21 protein-coding genes are annotated in these 22,485 nt (G+C 67.3%); 10 read left to right on the forward strand and 11 right to left on the reverse strand.

Features of this window, described 5'->3' with window-relative positions:
* The first annotated feature begins 12 nt into the window (after positions 1-12).
* The 5 genes from OG326_RS35325 to OG326_RS35345 all read left to right on the forward strand — a co-directional run bounded on the left by OG326_RS35325 (position 13) and on the right by OG326_RS35345 (position 4,845).
* Entirely contained in the window at positions 13-723 is a 711-nt protein-coding gene (locus OG326_RS35325; protein ID WP_327141453.1) for a phosphoadenylyl-sulfate reductase, read from the forward strand.
* The gene (gene cysD / locus OG326_RS35330; protein WP_327141454.1) at positions 720-1,655 is read left to right on the forward strand and encodes a sulfate adenylyltransferase subunit CysD; all 936 of its coding nucleotides are present in this window, start codon (positions 720-722) and stop codon (positions 1,653-1,655) included. Before OG326_RS35325 ends, cysD begins: the two co-directional genes overlap by 4 nt.
* On the forward strand, positions 1,655-2,941 hold the full coding sequence (locus OG326_RS35335) for a sulfate adenylyltransferase subunit 1 (RefSeq protein WP_327141455.1): 1,287 nt from the start codon (positions 1,655-1,657) through the stop codon (positions 2,939-2,941). Before cysD ends, OG326_RS35335 begins: the two co-directional genes overlap by 1 nt.
* Before the next feature lie 181 nt (positions 2,942-3,122).
* On the forward strand, positions 3,123-3,956 hold the full coding sequence (locus tag OG326_RS35340; protein WP_327141456.1) for a sirohydrochlorin chelatase: 834 nt from the start codon (positions 3,123-3,125) through the stop codon (positions 3,954-3,956).
* A gap of 241 nt (positions 3,957-4,197) precedes the next feature.
* The gene (locus tag OG326_RS35345; protein ID WP_327141457.1) at positions 4,198-4,845 is read left to right on the forward strand and encodes an HAD family hydrolase; all 648 of its coding nucleotides are present in this window, start codon (positions 4,198-4,200) and stop codon (positions 4,843-4,845) included.
* 582 nt (positions 4,846-5,427) lie between these two features.
* Here OG326_RS35345 and OG326_RS35350 read toward each other — a convergent pair.
* The 7 genes from OG326_RS35350 to OG326_RS35380 form a co-directional block, all read right to left on the reverse strand.
* On the reverse strand, positions 5,428-7,710 hold the full coding sequence (locus OG326_RS35350; RefSeq protein ID WP_327141458.1) for an Hsp70 family protein: 2,283 nt from the start codon (positions 7,708-7,710) through the stop codon (positions 5,428-5,430).
* A 552-nt stretch (positions 7,711-8,262) separates the two neighbouring features.
* On the reverse strand, positions 8,263-9,849 hold the full coding sequence (locus OG326_RS35355; RefSeq protein ID WP_327141459.1) for an FAD-dependent oxidoreductase: 1,587 nt from the start codon (positions 9,847-9,849) through the stop codon (positions 8,263-8,265).
* 15 nt (positions 9,850-9,864) lie between these two features.
* Complete coding sequence (locus OG326_RS35360) at positions 9,865-10,869, reverse strand: AurF N-oxygenase family protein (protein ID WP_327141460.1); 1,005 nt, start codon at positions 10,867-10,869, stop codon at positions 9,865-9,867.
* A gap of 152 nt (positions 10,870-11,021) precedes the next feature.
* Positions 11,022-12,056, reverse strand: a complete 1,035-nt coding sequence (locus OG326_RS35365) for an Hsp70 family protein (protein WP_327141461.1) — start codon at positions 12,054-12,056, stop codon at positions 11,022-11,024.
* A 344-nt stretch (positions 12,057-12,400) separates the two neighbouring features.
* A complete protein-coding gene (locus tag OG326_RS43110) occupies positions 12,401-14,023 on the reverse strand; it encodes an N-acetylmuramoyl-L-alanine amidase (RefSeq protein ID WP_442790867.1) in 1,623 nt (540 codons plus the stop codon).
* Positions 14,024-14,288: 265 nt separating this feature from the next.
* The gene (locus tag OG326_RS35375) at positions 14,289-14,759 is read right to left on the reverse strand and encodes a QcrA and Rieske domain-containing protein (RefSeq protein WP_327141462.1); all 471 of its coding nucleotides are present in this window, start codon (positions 14,757-14,759) and stop codon (positions 14,289-14,291) included.
* Between the two features lie 90 nt (positions 14,760-14,849).
* On the reverse strand, positions 14,850-15,428 hold the full coding sequence (locus tag OG326_RS35380) for a sigma-70 family RNA polymerase sigma factor (protein WP_327141463.1): 579 nt from the start codon (positions 15,426-15,428) through the stop codon (positions 14,850-14,852).
* A 296-nt stretch (positions 15,429-15,724) separates the two neighbouring features.
* Between OG326_RS35380 and OG326_RS35385 the strand changes: the two genes are divergently transcribed.
* The 4 genes from OG326_RS35385 to OG326_RS35400 all read left to right on the forward strand — a co-directional run bounded on the left by OG326_RS35385 (position 15,725) and on the right by OG326_RS35400 (position 17,523).
* Positions 15,725-16,039: a hypothetical protein gene (locus tag OG326_RS35385; RefSeq protein WP_327141464.1), complete on the forward strand. Its 315-nt coding sequence runs from the start codon at positions 15,725-15,727 to the stop codon at positions 16,037-16,039.
* 76 nt (positions 16,040-16,115) lie between these two features.
* On the forward strand, positions 16,116-16,418 hold the full coding sequence (locus tag OG326_RS35390) for a hypothetical protein (protein WP_327141465.1): 303 nt from the start codon (positions 16,116-16,118) through the stop codon (positions 16,416-16,418).
* Positions 16,411-16,728: a hypothetical protein gene (locus OG326_RS35395; RefSeq protein ID WP_327141466.1), complete on the forward strand. Its 318-nt coding sequence runs from the start codon at positions 16,411-16,413 to the stop codon at positions 16,726-16,728. The genes OG326_RS35390 and OG326_RS35395 overlap by 8 nt, the downstream gene beginning before the upstream one ends.
* A gap of 42 nt (positions 16,729-16,770) precedes the next feature.
* On the forward strand, positions 16,771-17,523 hold the full coding sequence (locus OG326_RS35400) for an alpha/beta fold hydrolase (protein ID WP_327141467.1): 753 nt from the start codon (positions 16,771-16,773) through the stop codon (positions 17,521-17,523).
* Positions 17,524-17,548: 25 nt separating this feature from the next.
* Here the strand turns inward: OG326_RS35400 and OG326_RS35405 are convergent, their stop codons facing one another.
* The 4 genes from OG326_RS35405 to OG326_RS35420 form a co-directional block, all read right to left on the reverse strand.
* A complete protein-coding gene (locus OG326_RS35405) occupies positions 17,549-18,928 on the reverse strand; it encodes a bifunctional lysylphosphatidylglycerol flippase/synthetase MprF (protein ID WP_327141468.1) in 1,380 nt (459 codons plus the stop codon).
* A 109-nt stretch (positions 18,929-19,037) separates the two neighbouring features.
* The gene (locus tag OG326_RS35410) at positions 19,038-20,036 is read right to left on the reverse strand and encodes a DUF5996 family protein (protein ID WP_327141469.1); all 999 of its coding nucleotides are present in this window, start codon (positions 20,034-20,036) and stop codon (positions 19,038-19,040) included.
* A gap of 88 nt (positions 20,037-20,124) precedes the next feature.
* Positions 20,125-20,775: an FMN reductase gene (locus OG326_RS35415; protein ID WP_327141470.1), complete on the reverse strand. Its 651-nt coding sequence runs from the start codon at positions 20,773-20,775 to the stop codon at positions 20,125-20,127.
* Positions 20,772-21,881, reverse strand: coding sequence for an LLM class flavin-dependent oxidoreductase (locus OG326_RS35420; protein ID WP_327141471.1), 1,110 nt, complete (start codon positions 21,879-21,881; stop codon positions 20,772-20,774). The genes OG326_RS35415 and OG326_RS35420 overlap by 4 nt, the downstream gene beginning before the upstream one ends.
* Before the next feature lie 225 nt (positions 21,882-22,106).
* Between OG326_RS35420 and OG326_RS35425 the strand changes: the two genes are divergently transcribed.
* Positions 22,107-22,418, forward strand: coding sequence for a hypothetical protein (locus OG326_RS35425; protein ID WP_327141472.1), 312 nt, complete (start codon positions 22,107-22,109; stop codon positions 22,416-22,418).
* Positions 22,419-22,485 lie beyond the last annotated feature (67 nt).

Raw genomic sequence — 22,485 nt, forward strand, 5'->3', positions numbered from 1 at the left:
GAGGAGACGGCAATGACCACAACAAAACTCGCTGAGGCAGAGCTGCGCGCACTCGCGGAGAAGGGCGCGGCCGAACTCGGGCCGGACGCCACCGCGCAGCAGCTGCTGCAGTGGACCGAGGAGAACTTCGGCGCCGATTACATTGTCGCCTCGAATATGCAGGACGCGGTGCTGGTGCAGCTGGCCGCGCAGGTGCATCCGGGTGTGGATGTGCTGTTCCTGGATACCGGCTACCACTTCGCCGAGACCATCGGCACGCGGGACGCGGTCGAAATGGTGTACGGCGTGAACATCGTGAATGTGCAGCCGGAAAACACTGTGGCGCAGCAGGATCAGCTGCTGGGCAAGGATCTGTTCGCCCGCGATGCCGCCGAATGCTGCCGCCTGCGCAAGGTGGTGCCGCTGGGCAAATCGCTGCAGCCGTACAACGCCTGGGTCACCGGCATCCGCCGCGTGGAGGCCCCCACCCGCGCCAATGCGCCCCTGATCTCCTATGACGAGGGCTTCGGGCTGGTGAAGATCAATCCGATCGCCGCCTGGTCCGACGATGAGATGGCCGCCTATATCGAGGCCAATGGCACTCTCGTCAATCCCCTTGTGGAGGAGGGATATCCGTCCATCGGTTGCGCTCCGTGCACACGGAAGCCGGAACCGGGATCCGATCCGCGAAGCGGCCGCTGGGCCGGCCTCGCCAAGACCGAATGCGGGTTGCACGCCTCATGAGCGCTTTCATTTCCGAGCCCCCCGTCCTGTCCGCGTCCGAAGAGTTCGACACTCTTGCCGCGCTGGAGAGCGAATCCATCCACATCTTCCGCGAGGTCGCGGGCGAGTTCGAGCGACCGGTGATCCTGTTCTCCGGCGGCAAGGACTCCACGGTGCTGCTGCACCTGGCGCTGAAGGCGTTCTGGCCTGCGCCGCTGCCGTTTTCGCTGCTGCACGTGGACACCGGGCACAATCTCGACGAGGTGCTCGCCTTCCGCGACCATGTGGTGGAGAAGTACGGCCTGCGGCTGCACGTCGCCTCCGTCGAGGAGTACCTCGCCGACGGACGGCTGACCGAGCGGCCGGACGGCATCCGCAATCCGCTGCAGACGGTGCCGCTGCTGGACGGCATTGCCGAGCACCGCTTCGACGCGGTCTTCGGCGGCGCCCGCCGCGATGAGGAGCGTTCGCGCGCCAAGGAGCGCATCTTCTCGCTGCGCGACGCCTTCGGACGCTGGGATCCCAAGCGGCAGCGGCCGGAACTGTGGAACCTGTACAACGGCAAGCACGCTCCGGGTGAGCATGTGCGCGTCTTCCCGCTCTCCAACTGGACCGAGCTGGATATCTGGCGCTATATCGCCCGCGAGGACATCGAGCTGGCCAGCATCTACTACGCGCACCAGCGCCCGGTGTACCAGCGCGACGGCATGTGGATGACGCCCGGCGTCTGGGGCGGCCCGGCCGAGGGTGAGGAGCTGTCGGTCAAGTCGGTGCGCTACCGCACCGTCGGCGACGGATCCACCACCGGCGCAATCATTTCCGATGCGGCCGACAATGAGGCGATTCTCGCCGAGGTGGCGGCCTCCCGGCTCACCGAACGCGGCGCGACCCGCGGAGACGATCGTGTCTCCGAGGCCGCCATGGAAGATCGCAAGCGAGAGGGTTACTTCTGATGTCCGACCTACTCAGACTGGCCACCGCCGGCAGTGTCGACGACGGCAAGTCCACCCTGGTCGGACGTCTGCTGTACGACACGAAATCGGTGCTGGCCGACCAGATCGACGCGGTCACCCGCGCCTCGGTCGACAAGGGCCTGTCCACTCCGGACCTGTCGCTGCTCGTCGACGGCCTGCGCGCCGAGCGTGAGCAGGGCATCACCATCGATGTGGCGTACCGCTACTTCGCCACGCCCGCACGGTCTTTCGTGCTCGCCGATACGCCGGGGCATGTGCAGTACACCCGGAACACGGTGTCCGGCGCGTCGACCGCACAGCTGGTGATCCTGCTCGTGGATGCCCGCAAGGGTGTTATCGAGCAGACCCGCCGTCATGCCGCCGTCATGGCGCTGCTGGGTGTGCCCAAGCTGGTGCTCGCCGTGAACAAGATCGACCTGGTCGATGATCCGGCCGGGGTGTTCGCGCGCATCGTCGCCGAATTCTCGGAGCTGACAGCCAAACTCGGCTGGGCGCCCGAGGATGTGGTGGAGATTCCGGTCTCCGCGCTGCACGGTGACAATGTCGCCTCGCGCTCGGCGAATACGCCGTACTACACCGGTCCGTCGCTCATCGAGCACCTGGAGTCGGTGCCCGCGGATGCCGACAGCACCCGCCACGAGGTCGGCCTGCGCTTCCCGGTGCAGTACGTGATCCGGCCGCGCACCGCCGAATATCCGGACTACCGCGGTTATGCCGGTCAGGTCGCGGCGGGCACCGTGCGCAAGGGCGACGCGGTCGTCGTGCTGCCGTCCGGTACCCGCACCACCGTCGAGCGCATCGACACCCCCAATGGTGAACTGGCGTACGCGCAGCCGGGCCGCAGTGTGACGCTCATCCTGGCCGACAATGTGGACGTCTCCCGAGGCGACACCATCGTGGCCGCCGATGACGCACCCGAGCCGATCGACACGTTCGACGCCACCGTGTGCTGGCTGGGCGACAAGCCACTGCGCCCCGGCGCCCGCCTGCTGCTCAAGCACGGCGCGCGCACCACGCAGGCCATTGTCGGCGCCCTCATCGAGCGCTTCGACGAACAGCGCCTGGCCGCCGACCCGAACCCGGAATCGCTGGCGCTCAATGACATCGGCCGCATCGCCATCCGCGTCGCCGAGCCCATTGCCGCCGACGACTACAGCGTCAACCGCTACACCGGCAGCTTCCTGCTGATCGACCCCGCGGGCGGCAATACGCTGGCCGCCGGCCTCGTCGGTGACGCACTGACCAAGGTCGAAGTCGGGGCCTGAGATGAATTCGCCTGTCCGCGGCGCTGTTCCAGCGGCCCCGCCGCCGGTCGCGCCGCCACAGGCGAACCTTCCGGCTGGCGTGGTCTCGGCGGACCTGCTGCCCGAAGCAGCTGTGCGGACGACCGCCGCGCCGCCGGTCTCGGTGCGACGGAGCCTCATTCGGCCTCGCCCTACGTACACGATGGAACAGACTGCAGCCGACACCGGCCATTCTGTCGGCGCGACGACACTGCAGACCCCCGTAGTGGACCGGATCATCGGCCCACGGCCGGCGCTGATCGCGGTGGCGCACGGCAGTCGTGACCCGCGGTCGGCGGCGACCATGTACGCCGTGGTGGAGCAGCTGTCCACCGCACGGCCGGATCTGGATGTGCGGCTGGCATTCCTGGATCTGAACGCGCCGTCGGTGGATCAGGTCGTGGATGCGGTTGCCGCCGAAGGGCATTCGCACGCAGTGGTGGTTCCACTGCTGCTGGGCAGCGCCTTTCACGCTCGCGTGGACCTGCCGGGCATGCTGGCGGCCGCTCGTGCCCGGCATCCCCGAATGCAGCTGACGCAGGCCGATGTACTCGGGGCCGATACGCGAGTGATCGCGGCCCTGCGTGATCGAGTGTGGGAGGCCCTGGCCGTCTCCTCGTTGGGCCAGGGCTTCCCGGCTCGTTCACGACTGGGTATCGCCATGGCCGCGGTGGGCTCATCCTCCGAGGCCGCCAATGCGCGCACCGCACAGATCGCCCGTCAACTCGCGGCGATCACCGGCGTACCCACCGAGATCTGCTTCGCCACCACCGAACCCAGCCTCCCCGAAGCGGTTTCGGCACTCCGCGCACGCGGCGCGGACCACATCCTGGTCGCACCCTGGTTCCTGGCCCCCGGCCTGCTCACCGACCGCCTCGAAGCAGCCGCACCCAACCTCGTGCACGCCCCCACCATCGGCGCCCACCCTCTCCTGACCGACGTCATCCTGGACCGCTACACCGCCGCTTCGGCGCTACCGCTGAAGCTCTCGGCCTGACGCGGGACTACCCATCGATCGGCCGCCACTGCCGGGCTGATCGGAGCCTCGACTGTCGGGCTGATCGGAGCCTCGACTGCCGGGCTGAGCGTTCATCAATCGATTCGGGGCGACGGTTTTGCCCGTGTCAGCGGGGTTCGTGACCGTGTATGCCGGTCGCGCCGTGACCGAAAGGTCATCGATCAATCGCAGCACCGAGATCCCGGCCATCCGGCGCCGCGCCGCCCGATAGGCTGGGCCGATGATCAAGGCTGTGGTGTTCGATGTGGGCGAGACGCTGATCGACGAGACGCGGATCTGGAGCCGATGGGCCGACCGGCTCGGCATTCCCGGCTTCGCGCTACTCGGAGTGATCGGCGGCATGGCGGCTACCGGGCGGCCGCTGACCGACGCCTTCGAACTACTGCTGCCCGGAGTGGATCTGGACAGGGAGCAGGTCAGCTGGGCCATGGACGAGCCCGAAAGCCTGCGCAACAATTTCGATGCCGACGACCTGTACCCGGATGTGCGGCGCGCCCTCGCTGGACTGCGGGAACGTGGGCTCAAGGTGATCATCGCGGGAAATCAACCGCCGCAGGCCAAATCGGCGCTGGAGAAGATGAATCTCCCCGTGGACGCCATCTACACCTCCGCGGAGTGGGATCTGGAGAAGCCCGACCCCAAGTTCTTCCTGAAGGTCGCCGAGGTGGCGGGCGTCCCGGCCGGCGAGATCTGCTACGTCGGCGACCGGGTGGACAACGATGTGCTGCCCGCAAGCGGCGCCGGCATGATTCCGGTGCTGATCCGCCGCGGGCCCTGGGGCTACCTGCACGCGGAGTTGCCGCAGAGCGCCTACAGCATCGTGGTCGACAGCCTGGACGCCCTGGCCGACCTGATCGCCCCGGTCTGACGTTCGCCGGCCACCGCCCGCGCCACCCGCTGTTCCCACGACCAGGAACTGGTGGCGGGGGCTACTCGCGAAATGCCGCCGCCAGTTCCTGGTGATCTTGAAGTACGCGCGGGGGTGATGTGCCGCAGCGGATTCCGGCTGTCGGCGGGACTGCTGCGGAAAGGACCTGGCCCACCCTGCGCCTGGGCACTGAGCGCGGGGTGGGCCGGTCCGTTCGACGTCGGGGTGGGGGTTCGAGGGGATTCCACACCCACCCGCGTCGCCGTCTTTTATCGGGTAAGCCGCGTAGGTTGCTGGGGCACTGCGTAAGTGAGGTCGGCGGCCGTCATGGTTCGGCCCGGCCGGAGCGTGTACTCGGCGCGGGTCGCTGGCCTCTGATGCACAGCAGTTGCAGTCGGCGCCGGGTCGCATAGTCGTTCGGGTCCACTCGTTTGGCCGCGAGTTCCGACCACGAGCCGCCCCCGCCACCCGACCGCTCATGTGTCGGCCCGCTAGCGATGACCATCACCGCCTCCGCCCGCATGACCTCCGCCGCGAAGGGCGCCGCCACCGCCGCCGCAGGATTGCATATGGCTCGCCCGGCTAGCGATGGCCGCCACCGCCTCCGTGGCCTCCGCCACCACCGGCACCGCCGCCGTGGCCCGCACCACCGCCTCCGCCACCAGCACCGCCTCCGGCACCACCGCCAGCGCCTCCTCCGGCACCACCACCGGAAGCTGCCCCGCCGTGCGCAGCGCCACCTGCGCCACCACCGGTCGCACCGCCACCGCCTGAGGTGCCGCCGCCGGAACTCGCGCCTCCACCGGAAGTTGCTCCGCCGCCAGCGGTTCCGCCGCCGGCCGCGCCGCCACCCGAGGTCGCTCCGCCACCGGTCGCGCCGCCACCCGAGGTCGCTCCGCCACCGGACGCGCCGCCACCGGACGTTGCTCCGCCACCCGAAGTCGTTCCACCACCGGTGGTTCCGCCGCCAGCTGTCGAACCGCCGGATGTCGAACCGCCGCTGGTTCCGCCTCCCGTCGTGGATCCTCCTCCGGTGGTGCCACCCCCTGTTGTGGTACCACCGCCGGTAGTTGTTCCACCGCCGGTCGTGGATCCGCCGGTCGTCCCGCCACCGGTAGATGCTCCGGAAGTCGTTCCGCCCGTGGTCGAACCGCCGGTGGTCGTGCCACCCGTGGTCGTACCACCGCCGGTTGTCGTTCCACCACCGGTGGTCCCGCCATCGCCGGGAGTTGTTCCGCCGGGCGAGGTTTCGCCGCCGGTGCCGCCCGTGGTGGTGCCGCCAGGTGCTGTCGTTCCGCCGCCCGTGCCGTCACCGGGCTTGGTCCCACCGTCCGTGGTGCCACCGCCGCTGGTCGTGCCGCCCGTCGTGGTGCCGGGACTTGCCGGGGCGGCTCCGCCGGAATCCGTTCCGCCGGGCGCGGTTCCGGGTGCACCACCGGGCGCGGTTCCCGGTGCGCCCGGGGTGGACTGTCCGGGCTGCGGTGCGCTGTTGCCGGGCTGGGCGGGAGGTCCGGGGAGGGTGCGGGGCAGGCTGACCGAGGGGATTTGGCCCGGGTAGGCGCCCAGGGCGAAAGGTGAGGCGAAGGGCAGCGGGTTGATGAATTGGGCCGGGTTGGCGTAGGTCGGAATGTCCTCTACTACACGGGTTTCGCAGTGGCCGCCGGGGCCGGTGTCCACGGGATGCCCAGCCGTCCAGTTCTGGGTGACCGTGGCCGGCATCGGGCCGTAGCTGGTGACGACGGCCGCGGTGACCACCCGATGCACGCGGACCATACCGTCGGGAGCGGAGGTGGCGTCTTCGAGGAGCAGGACATCGCCCGCACCGAGCGTCGCCCCGCCCGCATCGGCGCCGGGGGCCGCCTGCAGCGTCGGCGGTCCGGCCACCGGACCGCCGAGCACGGTGGCGGCCGACATGGCGAGCGCGGAAGCGACTGCGGCGCCGGAGAATACCGCCGCCCGGGGCGCATACCTGCCGATGGCGGAGCCGGTATCGACACTCCGGAAGGCCGCGATGGCCGCGCCGACCGCCACGGTGTGCGCGGGATCGGGCGACATGATGACCGGCCGCCCCAGATCGGCGAGCACCCGCGCCACCTCGATCGGCCGGGACGCGCCGCCGATGAGCAGCACCCGGTCGATGTCCTCCATGGCCAGCCCGGTCTGATGCACGCAGGCCCGCACCACCCGGAGCGAATTGCGAATGTGCCAGCTGCGCAACCGATTCGTATCGGCGGCCGAGACCACCGACGACACCGGCTGCGCCGCATCGGGCGCGATACTGCGGGCGTACCGCGCCAGCAGCGCACCGAGCGGCCGTCCGCCGTAGTCGTAGGAGCGTTCCGCGAACCCGAGAACGCCGCGTTCCTCGCGATCGGCCTCGGTGCGCACCACCGCGACATCGAGGCAGTTGCCCCCGAGGTCGTAAACGAGGGTGATACCGGAACTCGAGATGCCGTACTCGTTGTCCAGCCATTCCACCGCCGCAACGGATTCCGGCATGAGCATGACGTCCGAGGCGCCCGACCAGTCCAGCGCCCGCCGCAGCCGCGTCACATGCTTCTCGGTATAGCAGGCGGGGTAGGTCGTCACCGCCGGCGCCTCGGGGGCATTGGTCTCGATGAACCCGTTCACCACCGCCGCGATCAGATCGGCCGGTGACCAGATACGCCCGCCGATAACCACGGGGTCCGGATCGGCGGTGAGATCGGCGAAATCGGTGACCACCGGGGCGAAGCGAGGAATGCCTCCGATGCGAGCTCCGCCCGCACTGTCGAACGTCACCGCGGTCCGGCGAACCCGAACGGCGGGCCGGTTCGAACCACCAGCAGCAGTTGCCCATACGGAGTTCACTGTGCCGATGCTCATGCCAAATCCAACAGTCATCGCTATCCCGTCAACGCACCGAGACCACGGCCTCACAGGCGTACCAACCATGTGGACGCGGTCGTTTACCAAACAGCTGGTTCAGGTTAACTGGCACATGCCGGATGTGAATATCGAATCTAGAGAAAAGATTTCGCGTCCAGTAGCGAAGTTAGCGAACCTACTGGTCAGGCAAGGTATGCATCAAGATCGAATCGAACTGGACAACAAGAGAGTTCAGAAACAGGGGCGCTGTGGCTACGGTGCAGCGAACGACTAATTCATACCAACCGGTCGCTGATTAGTGTCCGGAAAAGAAAACCGCCACGTCAGTTTCACTGCGCGGATTACCGATCACTGGTCGGTTGCTGCCATCGAGTTCCCCACCCGCAACGCCTCATCGACCGTGATTCGCAGTCAAATCGTCCCTACTACACGTGATGTCGTACTGGACAAACGCAGCATTACAACTCGCACAACACAATCCGTATACAAAAAAAGGACCGCCCCGTATGACCTGAGGTCATACGGGGCGGTCCGTAGGTTTACTGCGGGCTAGCGGCTGCGCACCAGCAGCGGCAGTCGCCGCCGCGGCTTGGTCACCGCACCGCCGCGAATCGCGTGCGGCTGACGCTCACCGACCAGTCGGTCGAATTCGTGTGCGCCACGACCCGGTTCGCCCAACCGGCCCACATTGAAGTCGTCGACCAGCTGCCGCACCGTCTCCTGCGCACAGGACTTATTGGTCCCGATGAACCCGGTCGGCCCGCGCTTGATCCAGCCGGTCACATACGCACCCGGCACCACGGCGCCACCGGATTCCTCCAGCACCCGCCCGTCGAGATTCGGGATCACACTGGTCTTCTCATCGAACGGCAGACCGCGCAGCGGTACACCGCGATACCCGACGGAGGTCAGCACGAGCCCCGTCTCCAGAACGTCGACGCCGGCGGTGGCCTCGGCCCGCACCACACCGTCGGCGCCGGTGACCAACTCATTGCGCACCACCTCGACACCGGTCACATGGTCCACGCCGGTGAAGGCGACGGGCGAGGACAGGTATCGGAAGACGATCCGCTTACGCGCTCCGACCGGCCGATCGGCCAGCCCACGCAATAGCTTCAGCTTCTGCTCGACCTTCAGCGGCATGCTCGCATCGGTCTCCGGGATCTCACCCTCGACCACGATGTCCACATCCGCTCCGAGCAGACCGACGAATTCCGGCACAGTGAAGGCGGATTCGGCCGGACCGCGGCGGCCGAGCACGACCACTTCCTCGATCTTGCTGCGGCGCAGAGCAGTCAGCGCGCGCGGCGAAATATCCGTACCGGCCAGCAGTTCCGGATCGGTGGTGAGAATGCGCGCCACATCCAGGGCCACATTGCCGTTGCCGACAATCACCACCCGCTTCTGCGACAGATCGAAGTATCGACCGGCATGATCGGGATGCCCGTTGTACCAGGCCACGAACTCGGTGGCGGAGACGCTGCCGGGCAACCCCTCCCCCGCGATGCCGAGCTTGCGATCACTCGACGCACCGACGGCGTAGATCACCGCGTGGTGATGCGCCAGCAGCTCGTCGTGCGAAATATGTTCCCCGACATTCACATTCAGATACGACCCGAAACCGTGCTGCGCGGAGATCACCTCGAACAGCTCGCCGACCTGCCGCGTGCTGGTGTGATCCGGTGCGACGCCGAAGCGGGCCAGACCGTACGGCGTGGCCAGCCGGTCGAAGACGGTCACCGAAACCCCGTGCTGCGTCAGCAGTTCATCGGCCGCGTACATGGCCGAGGGACCCGATCCGACGATCGCCACCCGCAGCGGCTCCCGCCCGGGCTTGACCTCCGCCGCCGGAATCGGCTGCGCCAGTAGCGGTCGCGGCCGCTCCTCGCGGTAGAAGTCGGCATTGATCTCGATGAAGGGCAGCTGCGCATCGGTCAGCTTCTTCGTCGAGGTGATGGCGTCCACCGGGCAGGCGGTCGCACACGCGCCGCAGTCCACGCACGCCTGCGGATCCACGAACAGCATCTCCGCCGTCCGGAAATCCGGCTCATCGGGCGTGGGATGGATGCAGTTGACCGGGCATGCGTAGACGCAAGACGCGTCACTGCAACACGATTGGGTGACTACGTACGGCACTGTACGTCCCCTGTCCTAGGCGGCTTTGCCGGAGCGGATCGGCTCCGAGCGGTAACGCGAGGCGGTGCCGGCAATGCCGAGCATCTTCCACACCCGCTTGGAGATCGGGTTCATCAGGCCGATCTCGCTCGCCAGCGCGCGCACGTCGATGAAGTAGTCGCTGAAGGCCTGCTTGGCGTCCTTGGAACCGTAGAACAGCTCCTTGCGCACCTGCTCCGGCACATCGAACTCGTCGAAGAACGCCTTCGGCGGCGTCACGATGGAACGGCCCAGGATGAACATGACGATCGGCATGGCAATCGACAGCACCACCCGGCTGGGCAGATTCTTCTCCGGCACATGGCGCTTGAGGAATTCGTGCGCGAACGAGATATGGCGCGCCTCCTCCGCGACGTGAATCGCCATGACGCCGCGCATGATCGGGTGCACCTCCTCGCCCGAACGCAGGATCTGCTTCTGAATGTGGTCGATCGGCTCCTCGCCGGCGAGCACGGCCATGAAGAACAGGTTCGGGAACAGCACCGCGACGGGGACGGCGACCTGACGGAACTGCCGCACCAGCGGACCCATACCGGGCACGTCGGCGCCGATGCGGTTCACCATCTCCTGGAACATCAGGGTGTGGTTGAGCTCTTCGGACATCTCGTGCGTGCAGTACCGGAATTCCGGGTCACCGTTCGCGAGACCGAAGGTGTGGTTCACCATGCCGCTGATCAGAATCGACTCGAACTGCAGGCCGACCTTGGCCACATTGGCCTGGCGGTACTTGCCGACCTCGATCTTCTGCTCCTCGGAGAGGGCGAGATACCAGGGGTGGCGGCCGATGGTGTCGGCGGAAGCGGGCAGAATCCAGCGCTCGGGCTTCGTATTCGGATCGAAGTCCGGGTTCTCCCAGTCGATGTCCTCGTACGGATCGAAGCTCTTGTTGACCGATCCCTCGGAAAGCAGCAGCAGCTTCTGCGCGTATTCGAGAGCTTCGGCAACTACGGGGTCATCGACGTGGGTCGCGGTCGGAGACATCGTCGTCACCTCTCCTCTTCCAGCATTGGCGTTATCTGTATCTAATGGTTACACCAAACTGGAGAAGCGTCAACCAGTGCTAGCAAGATGCTTGCACGTGTTGCCTCGCCCCGATCCATGATCGAGGGCAAACCGGCCGGTAACCGGCCGGATTACAGTGCTGCCACCCGGGTGACGCGCCGGAACAGATCAGCTAGCACATGATGGCGATGCGCCGCGGAATCCTGTGACTGCGCCGCCTCCCGGGCCACGATGGCCGCACCGTCGGCGATGGTGCGTTCCGGATCGGGCGCCACGCTCACCGGGCGGGCCAGCTCCTTCGCCAGCACATCGGCCACCTCCGGCGGGCGGGCCGCACCGCCGACCACCAGTATCCGATCGACATCAGCCATGGTGACGTCGGCAATGCGCAGGCATTTGTAGACCAGCCGCAGCGAGCTCTGCACATGTTCGGTGCGCAGCGCCCCCGTATCGGAATCGGAGCTCACCCGGGAGATCACCGGCGCATCCACGGCGCCGCGCAAGCGTTTGGCGACCATGCCGCCGAAGGCCCGGCCACCGAAGTCGGTGCAGTGCAACGGCAATCCCACGATCGGATTACTGGGCGCGCCCGCGCCCACCCGCACCAGCGTCACATCGAGACCGGAACCGCCCAAGTCGTAGACGAGCGCCAGCCCCGGCATGAGCGGACCGCGCTGGGCCGCCAGCCAGGCGGCCGCGGCCACCGGTTCGGACAGCAGCCGCACACTCGTCAGCCCGATACCGTCGAGCGCGGTGCGCAGGTCGTTCACCAGGATCTCGGAGTACCCGGCCGGATAGGTCACGGTGATAGCGGTGTCCGCCTTACCGTCCTGCCCGGCCGGAGCCTTCCCCAGCACCTCCTCGATCACGCTGTTGGCCACGGTGGCAACAAGATCCGCGGCCGACAGCGCTCGGTGACCGACCCGCGCGACCGGCGCCCCGCGCTGGGTCAGGTCGGCGAATTCGGTAATGACCCGCCCGTGCCGCGGAATGCGGCCGACCCGGGCGGTACCGGAACTGTCGAAGGTGAGGGTGGTGCGCCAGGTGGTGGGCGGAGGAGCACCGCGGCGAGCCGCTAATTGGGCACTGCGACGGACCGACCGATCGGCGGCCGTCACACACACCGTATTTACCGTGCCGATACTCAAGCCCACACCGAACGCCATCACATCCACCTCGATCGACCAGTCGCTCCACGCGGCCGCACTGTCGTCAGCCGTCGTGACCCGACCCGAGATTCATGCAACTCCTGCGCCGAATGCTTGCCAACCACCGGACACGAGGTTGTCCGCACGTGCACCTCCCGGCGCGCACAGCCGTGCCTGCCAGGCCGGGGACGGCGGACACCCCTCCCGCGGCATCGATCGCGAAGTGTTTGCCCGACTTCGGTACTTCACGAGTCACGAGGCCGGAGATACCGGTCGGACGGAAATGACCGGGAGGGACGAAAATCGCCCCCGCTCCGAAGGATTCGAAGCGGGGGCGATTCGGTGGAACTACGCCGCCGGGACTACTTGGCGGTCGGCTGCAGCGTGGTGCTCAGTACGGACACCACGCTGTAGGCCAGGTTGACCAGATCCGAGGCGACACCGTTCTGCCCCATGAGAATCTTGGCCAGCGGGCCGAACATCTTCACCACGGACTGCACCAGACCGCTCATCGATTCGACATCCAAGGTATCGGCCGGCTTGGAGTTCTTATCGGTGGTGGACGGAGCCTGTGCACCCGGAGCCGTCTGCGCACCCGGAGCCGTGATCCCTGGATTGGGAATCGCGCCCGGATTGGACTGCGGCAGTTGCGGTGCGGAGTAACCCGGCCCCTTGGGCTCGATCGGTGCGGCAATGGGCCGCACCCCACCCGGAAGACCGGCGGACGCATTGCTGACCTTGAACGACGCACCCGGAACCGGCGGCACCGCGGGCTGTGCACCCGGCGCGGGCTGACCCGGCAGGGCCACCTGCGGCTGCACCGGACCCTCCGGCGCGGTCGTGGGAGCGACCGTCTGCTCCGGAGCCGATTGCGGCGGCACCGCAGCCGGCGGCGTGGTCGGCGCCGGAGATCCCGACGGGGCCGGCTGCGGCTCGACCGGAGCCACGGCGCCCTGCGGAACCGGTTGCGGCTGCGGCTGACCCGCACCGTTCTGCGGCGCCGGCGGCGCTGTGGTGGTCGGAACCACGGTCGGCTCCGGGCTCTGCGGCGCAGCCTGTGGCGCGGGCTGCGCCCCACCCTGCGGCAGTGCCTGCGGACGGACATCGTTCACCGACGGCACCTGCAATTGCGCGGGCTGTGCCGGCAGTGGCGCGGACGGCGCGACGGCCTGTTCGGCACTGTTCGGCGGAATCGCTACGCCGAGCAGGTACGACACCACACCGGTGGTGATGGTGACCGCGTGCCGCAGCTGACCCTCCTGCGATTCCAGCAGGGCCGCATCCTCGGCATTGGCGCCGTTCCCCATTTCGAGGAAGACATCCGGCACGGTGGTCAGCGCCGGTCCCGCGATATCGGCGCGCGTCTGCAGTCCTTCGACCGCGCCGTTGTAGGTGGCGACCGGGAATCCGGCCTGCGCGTAGGCATCTCGCATGGCCTTGCTGGCCGCCAGGCCCGCGCCGGACTGCACCTCATTGGCCTTGGGATCGGTGATCGGCAGCTGCGGGATGATCAGGTGGAAGCCGCGCGCATCGGCGGCGGCGCTGTCGGCGTGAATGCTGACAGCGATGTCGGCGCCGGATTGGTTTGCGGCACGGGCGCGTTCGTCGACGCATCCGCCCCAGCCGATGTCATCGGGGCGGCTCATGACGACGTGAGCCCCGAGTCCCTCCAGCGAGGTGCGCACCAATTGCGAGACATCCCAGTTGATGGTGTGTTCGGCGATTCCGTGCAGGCTGGTCATGCCGGTGGTCTGGCATGCCTTGGTGCCGCCGCGGCCGTCATCGACCTGCTTGGCGACATCCTGATTGTGGTTGGGGCCCTGATGACCCGGGTCCAGGAAGACGGTTTTCCCGGCCAGCCGCTGCGGCAGGTCCGGCAAAACGGGCGATGCGAGAGTTGTCGCCGGGATCAACCCGGCCACTGTCGAAAATGCCGCGGCCGTTACGGCGGTGAAGATACCGGCCTTGACCATGTTCGGCTTCATACGCGGCGGCGCTCCCTGGGCACGGGGCGCCCCTCCCTTCCCACTAGTAACACCAAACCCAGCAGTTCACTGTGGCCCCACAGCTATCTCCTGGCAAGCATGGTCATCAAACTGTTACTTGTGGTCAAACGCCCAATATGCATATGTCGAACTCATTTTCGACACCCTGGGCAAAGGCAGAGCTTCGCCACCGCGCGTGGACCGGGGGATCTGCGATCAGAGCCGGTCCGGCCGCACGGAGACGACCATTCGAATCCGGGTCGCGCTAGCCCGACACGACCGCGTCGCCCTCGACATGCACGGCTCGGGCATCGAGCGCACGCGGTGCGGGCCCGCCGGCGACAGTGCCGTCGAGATGGAAGGTGCTGCCGTGGCACGGGCATTTGATCAGCCCGTCGGTGACCTCACTGACCTTGCAGCCGAGGTGGGTGCAGGTGGAGGAGAACCCGGCGAAGGCGCCGGCGCTCGCCTGGGTGATCACGGTGTCACCCTTGATGACACCGCCGCCGACCGGCACCTCGGCGGTTTTGGCCAGCTCCGCGCTGCCGTCCTGCTTCTGGTCCGCAAGTCCGTTCGGCTTGTTCTGCACTCCGTTCGGAGCTGCTGATGCTTTATCACTGACGCTGTTACTGCTGCAGGCCACCGCGGTCAGCGCGGTTGCGGCCACTCCGGTCACGACCAGCGCTGTCCGGCGATCCAGCCGGAAGCCGCCGGGCGCCCCATCCTGTTCGGTCATGGGCTTACTCCTCGATCGAGGCGGACGAATACCGTCCACACCTGTGTGACGTGGCAGCCGCACCGGAGGTTCACTCGGCCCGGAGGTTCACTAGGCGCTGACGGGCAGGCGGCGCAGCGAGCGCAGCGCGTAATGCACGCGGGTCTTGACCGTGCCGACGGGAATGCCCAGATCGGCGGCCACATCCTGATAGGCGCGGTCGCGCAGGATGACCTGGACGACGGCGTCGCGCTGCGGTCCGGGCAGGTGGGCGAGGAGTTCGGTGACCAGGAGACCGTCGGCGAGCCGGTCGGTGAAGTCGGGTCCGGCGCCGCGGCCCTCGGCGAGATCGGTGATCTCGTCCCAGTGCGCGTCACCGGGCCGGGCCGCGCGCACCCGGGCGATATCGGTGAGGATATTGCGCTCGATGGTGAGCAGCCAGGTGCGAACGCTGCCACGGGCCGGGTCATAGCTGGCGCAGGCCTTCCACGCCCGCAGCAGGGTCTCCTGAACAGCGTGTTCGGCGAGGCCGGTATCGCCGAGCCGGCGCAGTGCCCGCCAGTGCAGCAGCGCCTTGTCCGAGGTGAGGACGTCGGAAAGACCGGATTCGGTACAGAGCCGGGCGCAGTCGGTGGCGCAGGTGAGCGGGCCGGTCCCGGCGCCGTCCGCGAGCGGGCGAAGACTTCTCATATCTGAATATCGTTGGCGGGGGCCAGAAGAGCATCGAAGTTCGAGACCGATTTCCGGAGACAAACCGCACAATCGAAACCGGTTAGTACGCAATCAATTACGCGGAACGCCCGAAACGGACGCCGAATATCTGATAGACCCCTCCCGGGAGATAGCGGGGATCACCCAGACCGTGCGCGTTCGCGAGGCCGCGCCGATTCAGTGAGTTCGAGGAGGGAAACACTGTGCGTGCACGCGCGCTCGTGACCGCGGGGGCCATAACTTCCGCACTGCTTATGTCTTTATCCGGTACAGCCATGTCCGGAACGGCCGCCGCCGCCCCGGCGGATCAGATCCCGGGTGACGGCCTCTACCTGGTGAACGTGGATATCCAGCCGGGCAACTACGTCTCCGACGGCACCGGCAATGCGGACGCCTGTTTCTGGCGGCGGCTCTGGCATGTGCAGACCGATACCGATTACAACGATCCGAACTACTACGTGATCGCCAGCGATTTCACGCGCCAGCATCCCCTGCATATCGTTATCAAAGCTACCGATGTCGCATTCCGTACCGATAACTGCGGAGCCTGGCGCCCGGACCCCAATCCACTGAGCACCGGCTCGTCTTAGTGACAATTGTCAATTCGTTGCAGGCGCCCCACAAAAATAGCCTCTAACCAGCGGTAGTCTCATGGTAGTCTGAATCGTGGCAATCGAGTGGTACTTTGCGCTGGCTCAGGTACTGACCCGCGCCGGGATCGACATCGACGACGTATTCGATCTGGTGAATGCCTGGCTAGCCGGCGAACGCCCGGTATGGCTGCGGCCTGCGGACGACCGCGCTACAGGTACCCGGTACGTGGTGCTGTGGGCACGCACCGGAGAGGGTCGGCCACTCGCGGTCCTGGCCCGCGTCATGGGCCCCGATCTCTACATCTGCGGCGCAAACTACCTACGCCCCGAACAGGTCACCGAATTCGAGAAATGGGAGGCGACCCGCAATGACTGACCCGTACCCCACCAACGCCGACGATATGAACGCCATCATGGATCGACTGAACTACCGCGACGACGAACCGGTGGACGTGCCGGTCCAGACCGGCCAGGATACCGGGGCTGACCTCGTCCCACGATCCATCAAGCTGCCTGGCGAGCTCGACACCCGATGCAAGGCTCGCGCGTTGCGGCTCGGGATGAGCCAGAGCGCCTACATCCGCTCGTTGATCGAACGCGACCTGGCCCAAGACGAACAGCATGATCGTCCGGTGATGTGGTCGGATCTGGCGCGGATAGTCACCGAGCTAGGCCGTACCGCGTGATTGCCGCCCTGATGCCGCGGTCGCAGCACTAACATCGGCCCGATGGCGAAGTTCACGACCTGGGACGGCTTACAGCTCAACTACCGCGTGTGGGAGGGCGAGGGCATGCCCGTCGTGCTGCAGCACGGCGTGGTCGCCGACACCAATGCGAATTGGATGAGTGTGGGCATCGTGGCGGCGCTGCAGGCCGCCGGGCATCACATCATCTCGCTCGATGCGCGCGGGCACGGGCGCTCGGAGAAGCCGCACGATCCGGCGCGCTACTCCTGGCAGGCCATGACCGCGGATATGCGGGCGCTCTTCGACGAGCTCGGCCTGGATGAGGTTGCGCTGGTCGGATATTCGATGGGCGGGATCATCTCGATCCTGGTGGCGCAGGCCGACGATCGGGTCAAGCGGCTGGCGGTGGGCGGCATCGGGTCCGGCGTGGTGGACTGCGGCGGAATCGATTGGCGGGTCATCGAAGCCGCCGATATCGCCGCCGCCATGACGGGCGACGGGTCCACCGCCGCACCACAGGCACAGATGTTCCGCATGCTGGCGGACGTACTCGGCACCGATCGCGAGGCGATCGCCGCACTGGCGGCGGGCCTGAACGAGGCGCCGATCAAGACCGTCGCCGATATCACGATCCCCACCCTGGTGGTGGCCGGTGACGCCGATCCGTTCGCGGCCGAACCGCAGCGGCTGGCCGCGGCGTTCCCGGATGCGCGCCTGGTGACGGTGCCCGGCGATCACCTGGTGGCCACCGCCGATCCCGGTTTCGCGGCGGCCCTGGTGGAGTTCCTGCGCTGAGCCGCAACAGCTCTCGATGCGGCGCTCAGTACTGGCGGCGGTGCGGCACGAACTCCAGGGTGAGCAGGGCGATCGCCGCGATCAGCACCTCGCGCCAGCGAATCAGCACGTAGCGCTGATCGGCGAAGGCATTGAACTTGCGCAGGAACCGGTACAGCGATTCCAGCCGGATGAGCGGATCACCGAGTCGCACAGCCATATACGCCGTCTGCCCGAGCCGCGAGCGCCCCTTCTCCGCGAAGAGCTCCGGAAAAGCCGCGAAGGCCAGCGAGATTCGGGTGATGCCGTGCGCGCGGGCGTACTCGACGAGGTCGACGATCATGCGTTCGTCGAGCCCGTTGGGGGCGTCCTTGCGCCGCCACGGCACGTCCAGACTCAGCTCGCGGCCATCGCCGGAGACGCCGTAGCGCTGGAAGCCGGCCACCTGGCCGTCGGCGTCGCGGGCCATGACCACCAGCATGCCCGGATGCCGTCCGTCGAGCAGGTGGTCGAGGATCATGGAGAATCCGCGGGTCTGCCGCCCGTGACCCCATTCGTCGACAATGGCGAGCAGCGTTTCGCGCTGCGGTTCGGTGAGCGCGGCCTCCGGAATCACCTCGGTGGTGACACCGAAGTTGCGGGTGCGGCTGACCGCCTGGCGCAGATTGCGGAAGTGGCGTCCCACCATGTCGAATCCAGCGACCTCGATCACCACGTCCCGCCCGATCGGGACGGCGTGCAGGCCGCGGTGCTCCAGGGCGCGGTGCTGCCAGATCTCGGTGAGTTCCGGGCTCGCCCCCAGCACCGCGATGCGCCAGCCGTGATCACTGGCGAATTCCGAGAATTCGGTGACCAATTCGCGGAATCTGCCCTTGTCACCGATGGGATCGCCCGCGACGACGGCAATGCCCAGCCGGGTCCGGTACGCGACGGCCGCCGAGGAATCGGCATTGAAGTAGTAGCTCTTGGACGAGTGCAGCGCGAACGGCGCGACCGGATCGTCGGTGCTGCGCCGCACCAGGTCGGCCACACGCGGCAGCTGCTCGGGTTGCGGCTTGCTGTTCTGCGGGGCCATCAGGATCAGCCCGGTCGCGGCGAGGAAGACGAAACCCACCCCCGCGTGATCGGTGCGATAGCTGAAGTTCGCGATCACCAGCACGACGGCGGCGGCGGTGAGATGCGGGAGCGTGAGGGGACGCCGCAGGTACAGCCCGCGCGCCACGAACAATCCGGCAATGGAGACCGCCACGAACCAGCCGTGGTCGTTGCCCTCGCTGGACGCGCGCTCGGCCGCCCAGGTCAACACCAGGCTGGCCAGCACCAGAGCACCTATGAGCGGGACGCGGGTGCCCGGTCCGGCGGTGAAAACGGTCTCTCGATAAGCGGTCAGGCCGGAGGTCCGCACCGCCATATTCTCATCAGACATGCCGCTTCCTTTGCTTGCTATGCGGCCCGCTCACCAGTCGTCTCCCCATGGTGATCCTCCTCGGTCCCTATCAACACACTATGCGGGAGAGACGATTCGAAGCACGCAGTTATTCCGGCCATCCCCGCCACGGGCTCTCGAGTACGGGGTCGGTAATGCCTCCGGGGCAGGCCAGAGCGGGTGCGTCCCAACCAGCGAGACGCGATCCCGCGGCATAGGCGGAGTGCAGGAAATCCAGGGTCGCGCCCACCGGGTCGGGGCTGCGCCGGGCCGCGTCGTAGGCGTAGTAGGCGGCGTGCGCGGAACCGGACGGCACCCAGCGGGCCTCGGGCGGCTGCAGTGGAAGTTCGGTCAGCCCTTCGGGTTCCGGTGCGGTGTAGGAGTAGAAGGTGGGTTCGGGCACTTTGCTGTCGCCGAACCAGAATCCGGCGCTGATCTCCTCACGCGAATACGCTTCGCGCGTCACGGGATCCACGCTGGCGGGCAGATCGATCTTGCGGTCGGAGAAGCGCTGCACCGCCAGATCGAAGGTGTGCCAGAACAGTTGGACCGGGCTGATCTTGCCCGAATAGGTGGCGCTGAACTCCTCGAGAATGCGGGCCACCTGGCTGGTGACCTGGAACGCGCGCTGGGCGGCGACCGGGTCGTAGTGGTGGTGCTCCTCGTCCTCGGCGAAGGGGCGGCCGTGGTCGGGCAGATCGTAGGGCGTGGGATGCGCGATCGTGACCTCGATGCCCAGATTCTCCAGGGCCCGCACGACCTCGCCGTAGAAGCTCGCCACCGACTGGCCGCCGAGCGGGATCTCCTCCTGGGTGCCGCGGTCGCTGGAGATGCGCAGGACGTGATCGAAGAAATCGAAGTCGCAGGTGAACACGGGACCGTCGGTGGCGGTGCCCAGCGGCACGGTGGACCATCCGCGCGCGGTCACGCGGTAGGTCATATGCCACCAGTGATTGCGGCGGATGCCTTTGGCCAGGGCCACCTTGCCGACGATCTGCACAAAGCGGTGCAGCGTCTCCTTGGTCGGCCGCCACGCGTCCAGCGGCAGCGCGGGCAGCGCCTCCCCCGTCGCCGGGCCCAGTGTGCTGGTTCCCGCGGACTCGCCCATGTCCCTACCCACTTTCGTCGAGACGTTCGTGTTCGAGGCCGGCAGTGCGGGCGGCCGATATCGGGCAGCCGCCGCAAAGCCTACTCAGCTACTGAGTAGCTATAACATCCGTCCGCCGATCTGCCCGCACCCGGTCCCCGCCGAGCAGCTGCGCGAAGGGCACCGGCTGGTCGTACGGATCGGCGGTCACGCGCCCCGGGTGCCGTGCCACCAGATCGGCGAATTCTCCTGCCGCACGCAGAATTCTGTCACTCAGTCCGGTGTCCGCGCCGGAACTTCCGGACCCCCAGTCCTCGGAGGCGGCGTATACCGACGTCGGCGCGACCACCGCACGCAGATAGGCGAAGAGCGGCCGTACCGCGTGCTCGAGCGCCAGCGAATGGCGTGCGGTACCTCCGGTGGCCGCGATGAGCACCGGCTTCCCGATGAGCGAATCCGGTTCGAGCACATCGAAGAAGGTCTTGAAAAGGCCGCTGTAGGAGGCATTGAAGATGGGTGTGACCGCGATGACGCCGTCGGCGGTCACCACCTTGTCGACGGCTTCACGCAGGGCGCCGGCCGCGAACCCGGTGACCAGGTTGTCGGCCAGACCGTGGGCGAGATCGCGCAGCTCGATGATGTCGAATTCGAGCTCCGCTCCGGTCAGGGCCGCCCCGGTGGCAGCGATCAGGCGATCGGCCAGCAACCGGGTCGACGAGGGCTGCGAGAGCCCGGCGGAGAGCACTGCGATACGGGTCATGCCTGCACCTCCGAGGTGTCGGCGGCGGCCGCGGTGTCCCGGGCGGCCAGCAGCGCGGCGTGGGTGGGACCGTCCGGCACGTGCGCCGGGCGCAGTGCGTCGAATTCCTTGCGCAGCACGGGGACCACCTCCTCGCCCAGCAGATCCAACTGCTCGAGCACGGTCTGCAGCGGCAGTCCGGCGTGATCCATCAGGAACAGCTGGCGCTGGTAGTCGCCGAAGTGCTCGCGGAAGGTCAGCGTCTTGTCGATGACCTGCTGCGGGCTGCCGACGGTCAGCGGCGTCTGGTCCATGAAGTCCTCCAGCGACGGCCCGTGCCCGTAGACGGGGGCATTGTCGAAGTAGGGCCGGAATTCGCGAATGGCGTCCTGCGAGTTCTTGCGCATGAACACCTGCCCGCCCAGCCCGACGACGGCCTGATCGGCGGAGCCGTGGCCGTAGTGCTCGAAGCGGCGGCGGTACAGCTCGATGAGCCGCTGGAAGTGCCCGGTGGGCCAGAAGATGTTGTTGGCGAAGAAGCCGTCACCGTAGTAGGCGGCCTGCTCGGCGATCTCCGGACTGCGGATGGACCCGTGCCAGACGAACGGCGCGACGCCGTCGAGCGGGCGCGGAGTGGAGGTGAAGCCCTGCAGCGGGGTGCGGAAGTTGCCCTGCCAGTCCACGACGTCCTCGCGCCAGAGCCGGTGCAGCAGCGCGTAGTTCTCGACGGCCAGCGGAATGCCGTCGCGAATGTCCTTGCCGAACCACGGATAGACGGGCCCGGTATTGCCACGGCCCAGCATGAGATCGACTCGGCCGTCGGCCAGATGCTGCAGCATGGCGAAGTCCTCGGCGATCTTCACCGGATCGTTGGTGGTGATGAGCGTGGTCGCGGTGGACAGGATGAGGCGCTCGGTGCTCGCGGCGATATAGCCGAGCATGGTGGTCGGCGAGGAGGGCACGAACGGCGGATTGTGGTGCTCACCGGTGGCGAAGACGTCGAGACCGACCTCTTCGGTCTTGCGGGCGATGGCGACCATGGCCTTGATGCGCTCGGCCTCGGTCGGTGTCCGGCCGGTTGTCGGGTCCGTGGTGACGTCGCCGACGCTGAAAATTCCGAACTGCACGGGGACCTCCTGGGCTCACACCCTTTTTGGTGGATATGTCAACCTAATGAACATAGACCCCCGCGACCCTATTCCGCCGGGGTGACCCAGCCCACCCCATGGCTATGATCACACGCAACTAACCTGCGACAACAACGAAACACACAGTAGTGCAATATGTTTCAAGTTAAGCTGAACATTCCCCGCGCAACGCCGGAAAAACCAGGGACCAGGGGGTAGATCCGAATGGCGGACACGAGCGTCGGTACGGCATATGCCGTCGTCGTCACCGCGGTCAGCGACCCGATGCAGGTGGAGGGTCTCGAATGGGAGCGGGCGGTGGAATATCTGCCCAGCCTGGATTCACAGGCCATGCAGAGCTGGGTCCGCGCGCAGGAGGCCACCGGAGCGCCCGTCCGGCACGGAGTGGTCATTCCCGGCCCGCAGCGCCGGGTCGCACCACGACATCCGTACCGGGAGGTGTGTGTACCGCCCGCGGAGTACCAGCTCTTCAGCGCGGCGGTGCGGCACCGACCGGAACCAGCGCTACGCGCCTAGCCGACCAACTCCCAGCCGACCGGCGCAGTGCCGCCGGTTTCGCGGACGAAACGGGGCCCTGCCGGAC

It is taken from the genome of Nocardia sp. NBC_01327, assembly GCF_035958815.1.
Lineage (GTDB): Bacteria > Actinomycetota > Actinomycetes > Mycobacteriales > Mycobacteriaceae > Nocardia.

Coding starts and splice junctions, on each gene's coding strand:
- OG326_RS35325 (WP_327141453.1), top strand. CDS start 13: ATGACCACAACAAAACTCGCTGAGGCAGAGCTGCGCGCACTCGCGGAG.
- cysD (WP_327141454.1), top strand. CDS start 720: ATGAGCGCTTTCATTTCCGAGCCCCCCGTCCTGTCCGCGTCCGAAGAG.
- OG326_RS35335 (WP_327141455.1), top strand. CDS start 1,655: ATGTCCGACCTACTCAGACTGGCCACCGCCGGCAGTGTCGACGACGGC.
- OG326_RS35340 (WP_327141456.1), top strand. CDS start 3,123: ATGGAACAGACTGCAGCCGACACCGGCCATTCTGTCGGCGCGACGACA.
- OG326_RS35345 (WP_327141457.1), top strand. CDS start 4,198: ATGATCAAGGCTGTGGTGTTCGATGTGGGCGAGACGCTGATCGACGAG.
- OG326_RS35350 (WP_327141458.1), bottom strand. CDS start 7,710: ATGAGCATCGGCACAGTGAACTCCGTATGGGCAACTGCTGCTGGTGGT.
- OG326_RS35360 (WP_327141460.1), bottom strand. CDS start 10,869: ATGTCTCCGACCGCGACCCACGTCGATGACCCCGTAGTTGCCGAAGCT.
- OG326_RS35365 (WP_327141461.1), bottom strand. CDS start 12,056: ATGGCGTTCGGTGTGGGCTTGAGTATCGGCACGGTAAATACGGTGTGT.
- OG326_RS43110 (WP_442790867.1), bottom strand. CDS start 14,023: ATGAAGCCGAACATGGTCAAGGCCGGTATCTTCACCGCCGTAACGGCC.
- OG326_RS35375 (WP_327141462.1), bottom strand. CDS start 14,759: ATGACCGAACAGGATGGGGCGCCCGGCGGCTTCCGGCTGGATCGCCGG.
- OG326_RS35380 (WP_327141463.1), bottom strand. CDS start 15,428: ATGAGAAGTCTTCGCCCGCTCGCGGACGGCGCCGGGACCGGCCCGCTC.
- OG326_RS35385 (WP_327141464.1), top strand. CDS start 15,725: ATGTCCGGAACGGCCGCCGCCGCCCCGGCGGATCAGATCCCGGGTGAC.
- OG326_RS35395 (WP_327141466.1), top strand. CDS start 16,411: ATGACTGACCCGTACCCCACCAACGCCGACGATATGAACGCCATCATG.
- OG326_RS35400 (WP_327141467.1), top strand. CDS start 16,771: ATGGCGAAGTTCACGACCTGGGACGGCTTACAGCTCAACTACCGCGTG.
- OG326_RS35405 (WP_327141468.1), bottom strand. CDS start 18,928: ATGTCTGATGAGAATATGGCGGTGCGGACCTCCGGCCTGACCGCTTAT.
- OG326_RS35410 (WP_327141469.1), bottom strand. CDS start 20,036: ATGGGCGAGTCCGCGGGAACCAGCACACTGGGCCCGGCGACGGGGGAG.
- OG326_RS35415 (WP_327141470.1), bottom strand. CDS start 20,775: ATGACCCGTATCGCAGTGCTCTCCGCCGGGCTCTCGCAGCCCTCGTCG.
- OG326_RS35425 (WP_327141472.1), top strand. CDS start 22,107: ATGGCGGACACGAGCGTCGGTACGGCATATGCCGTCGTCGTCACCGCG.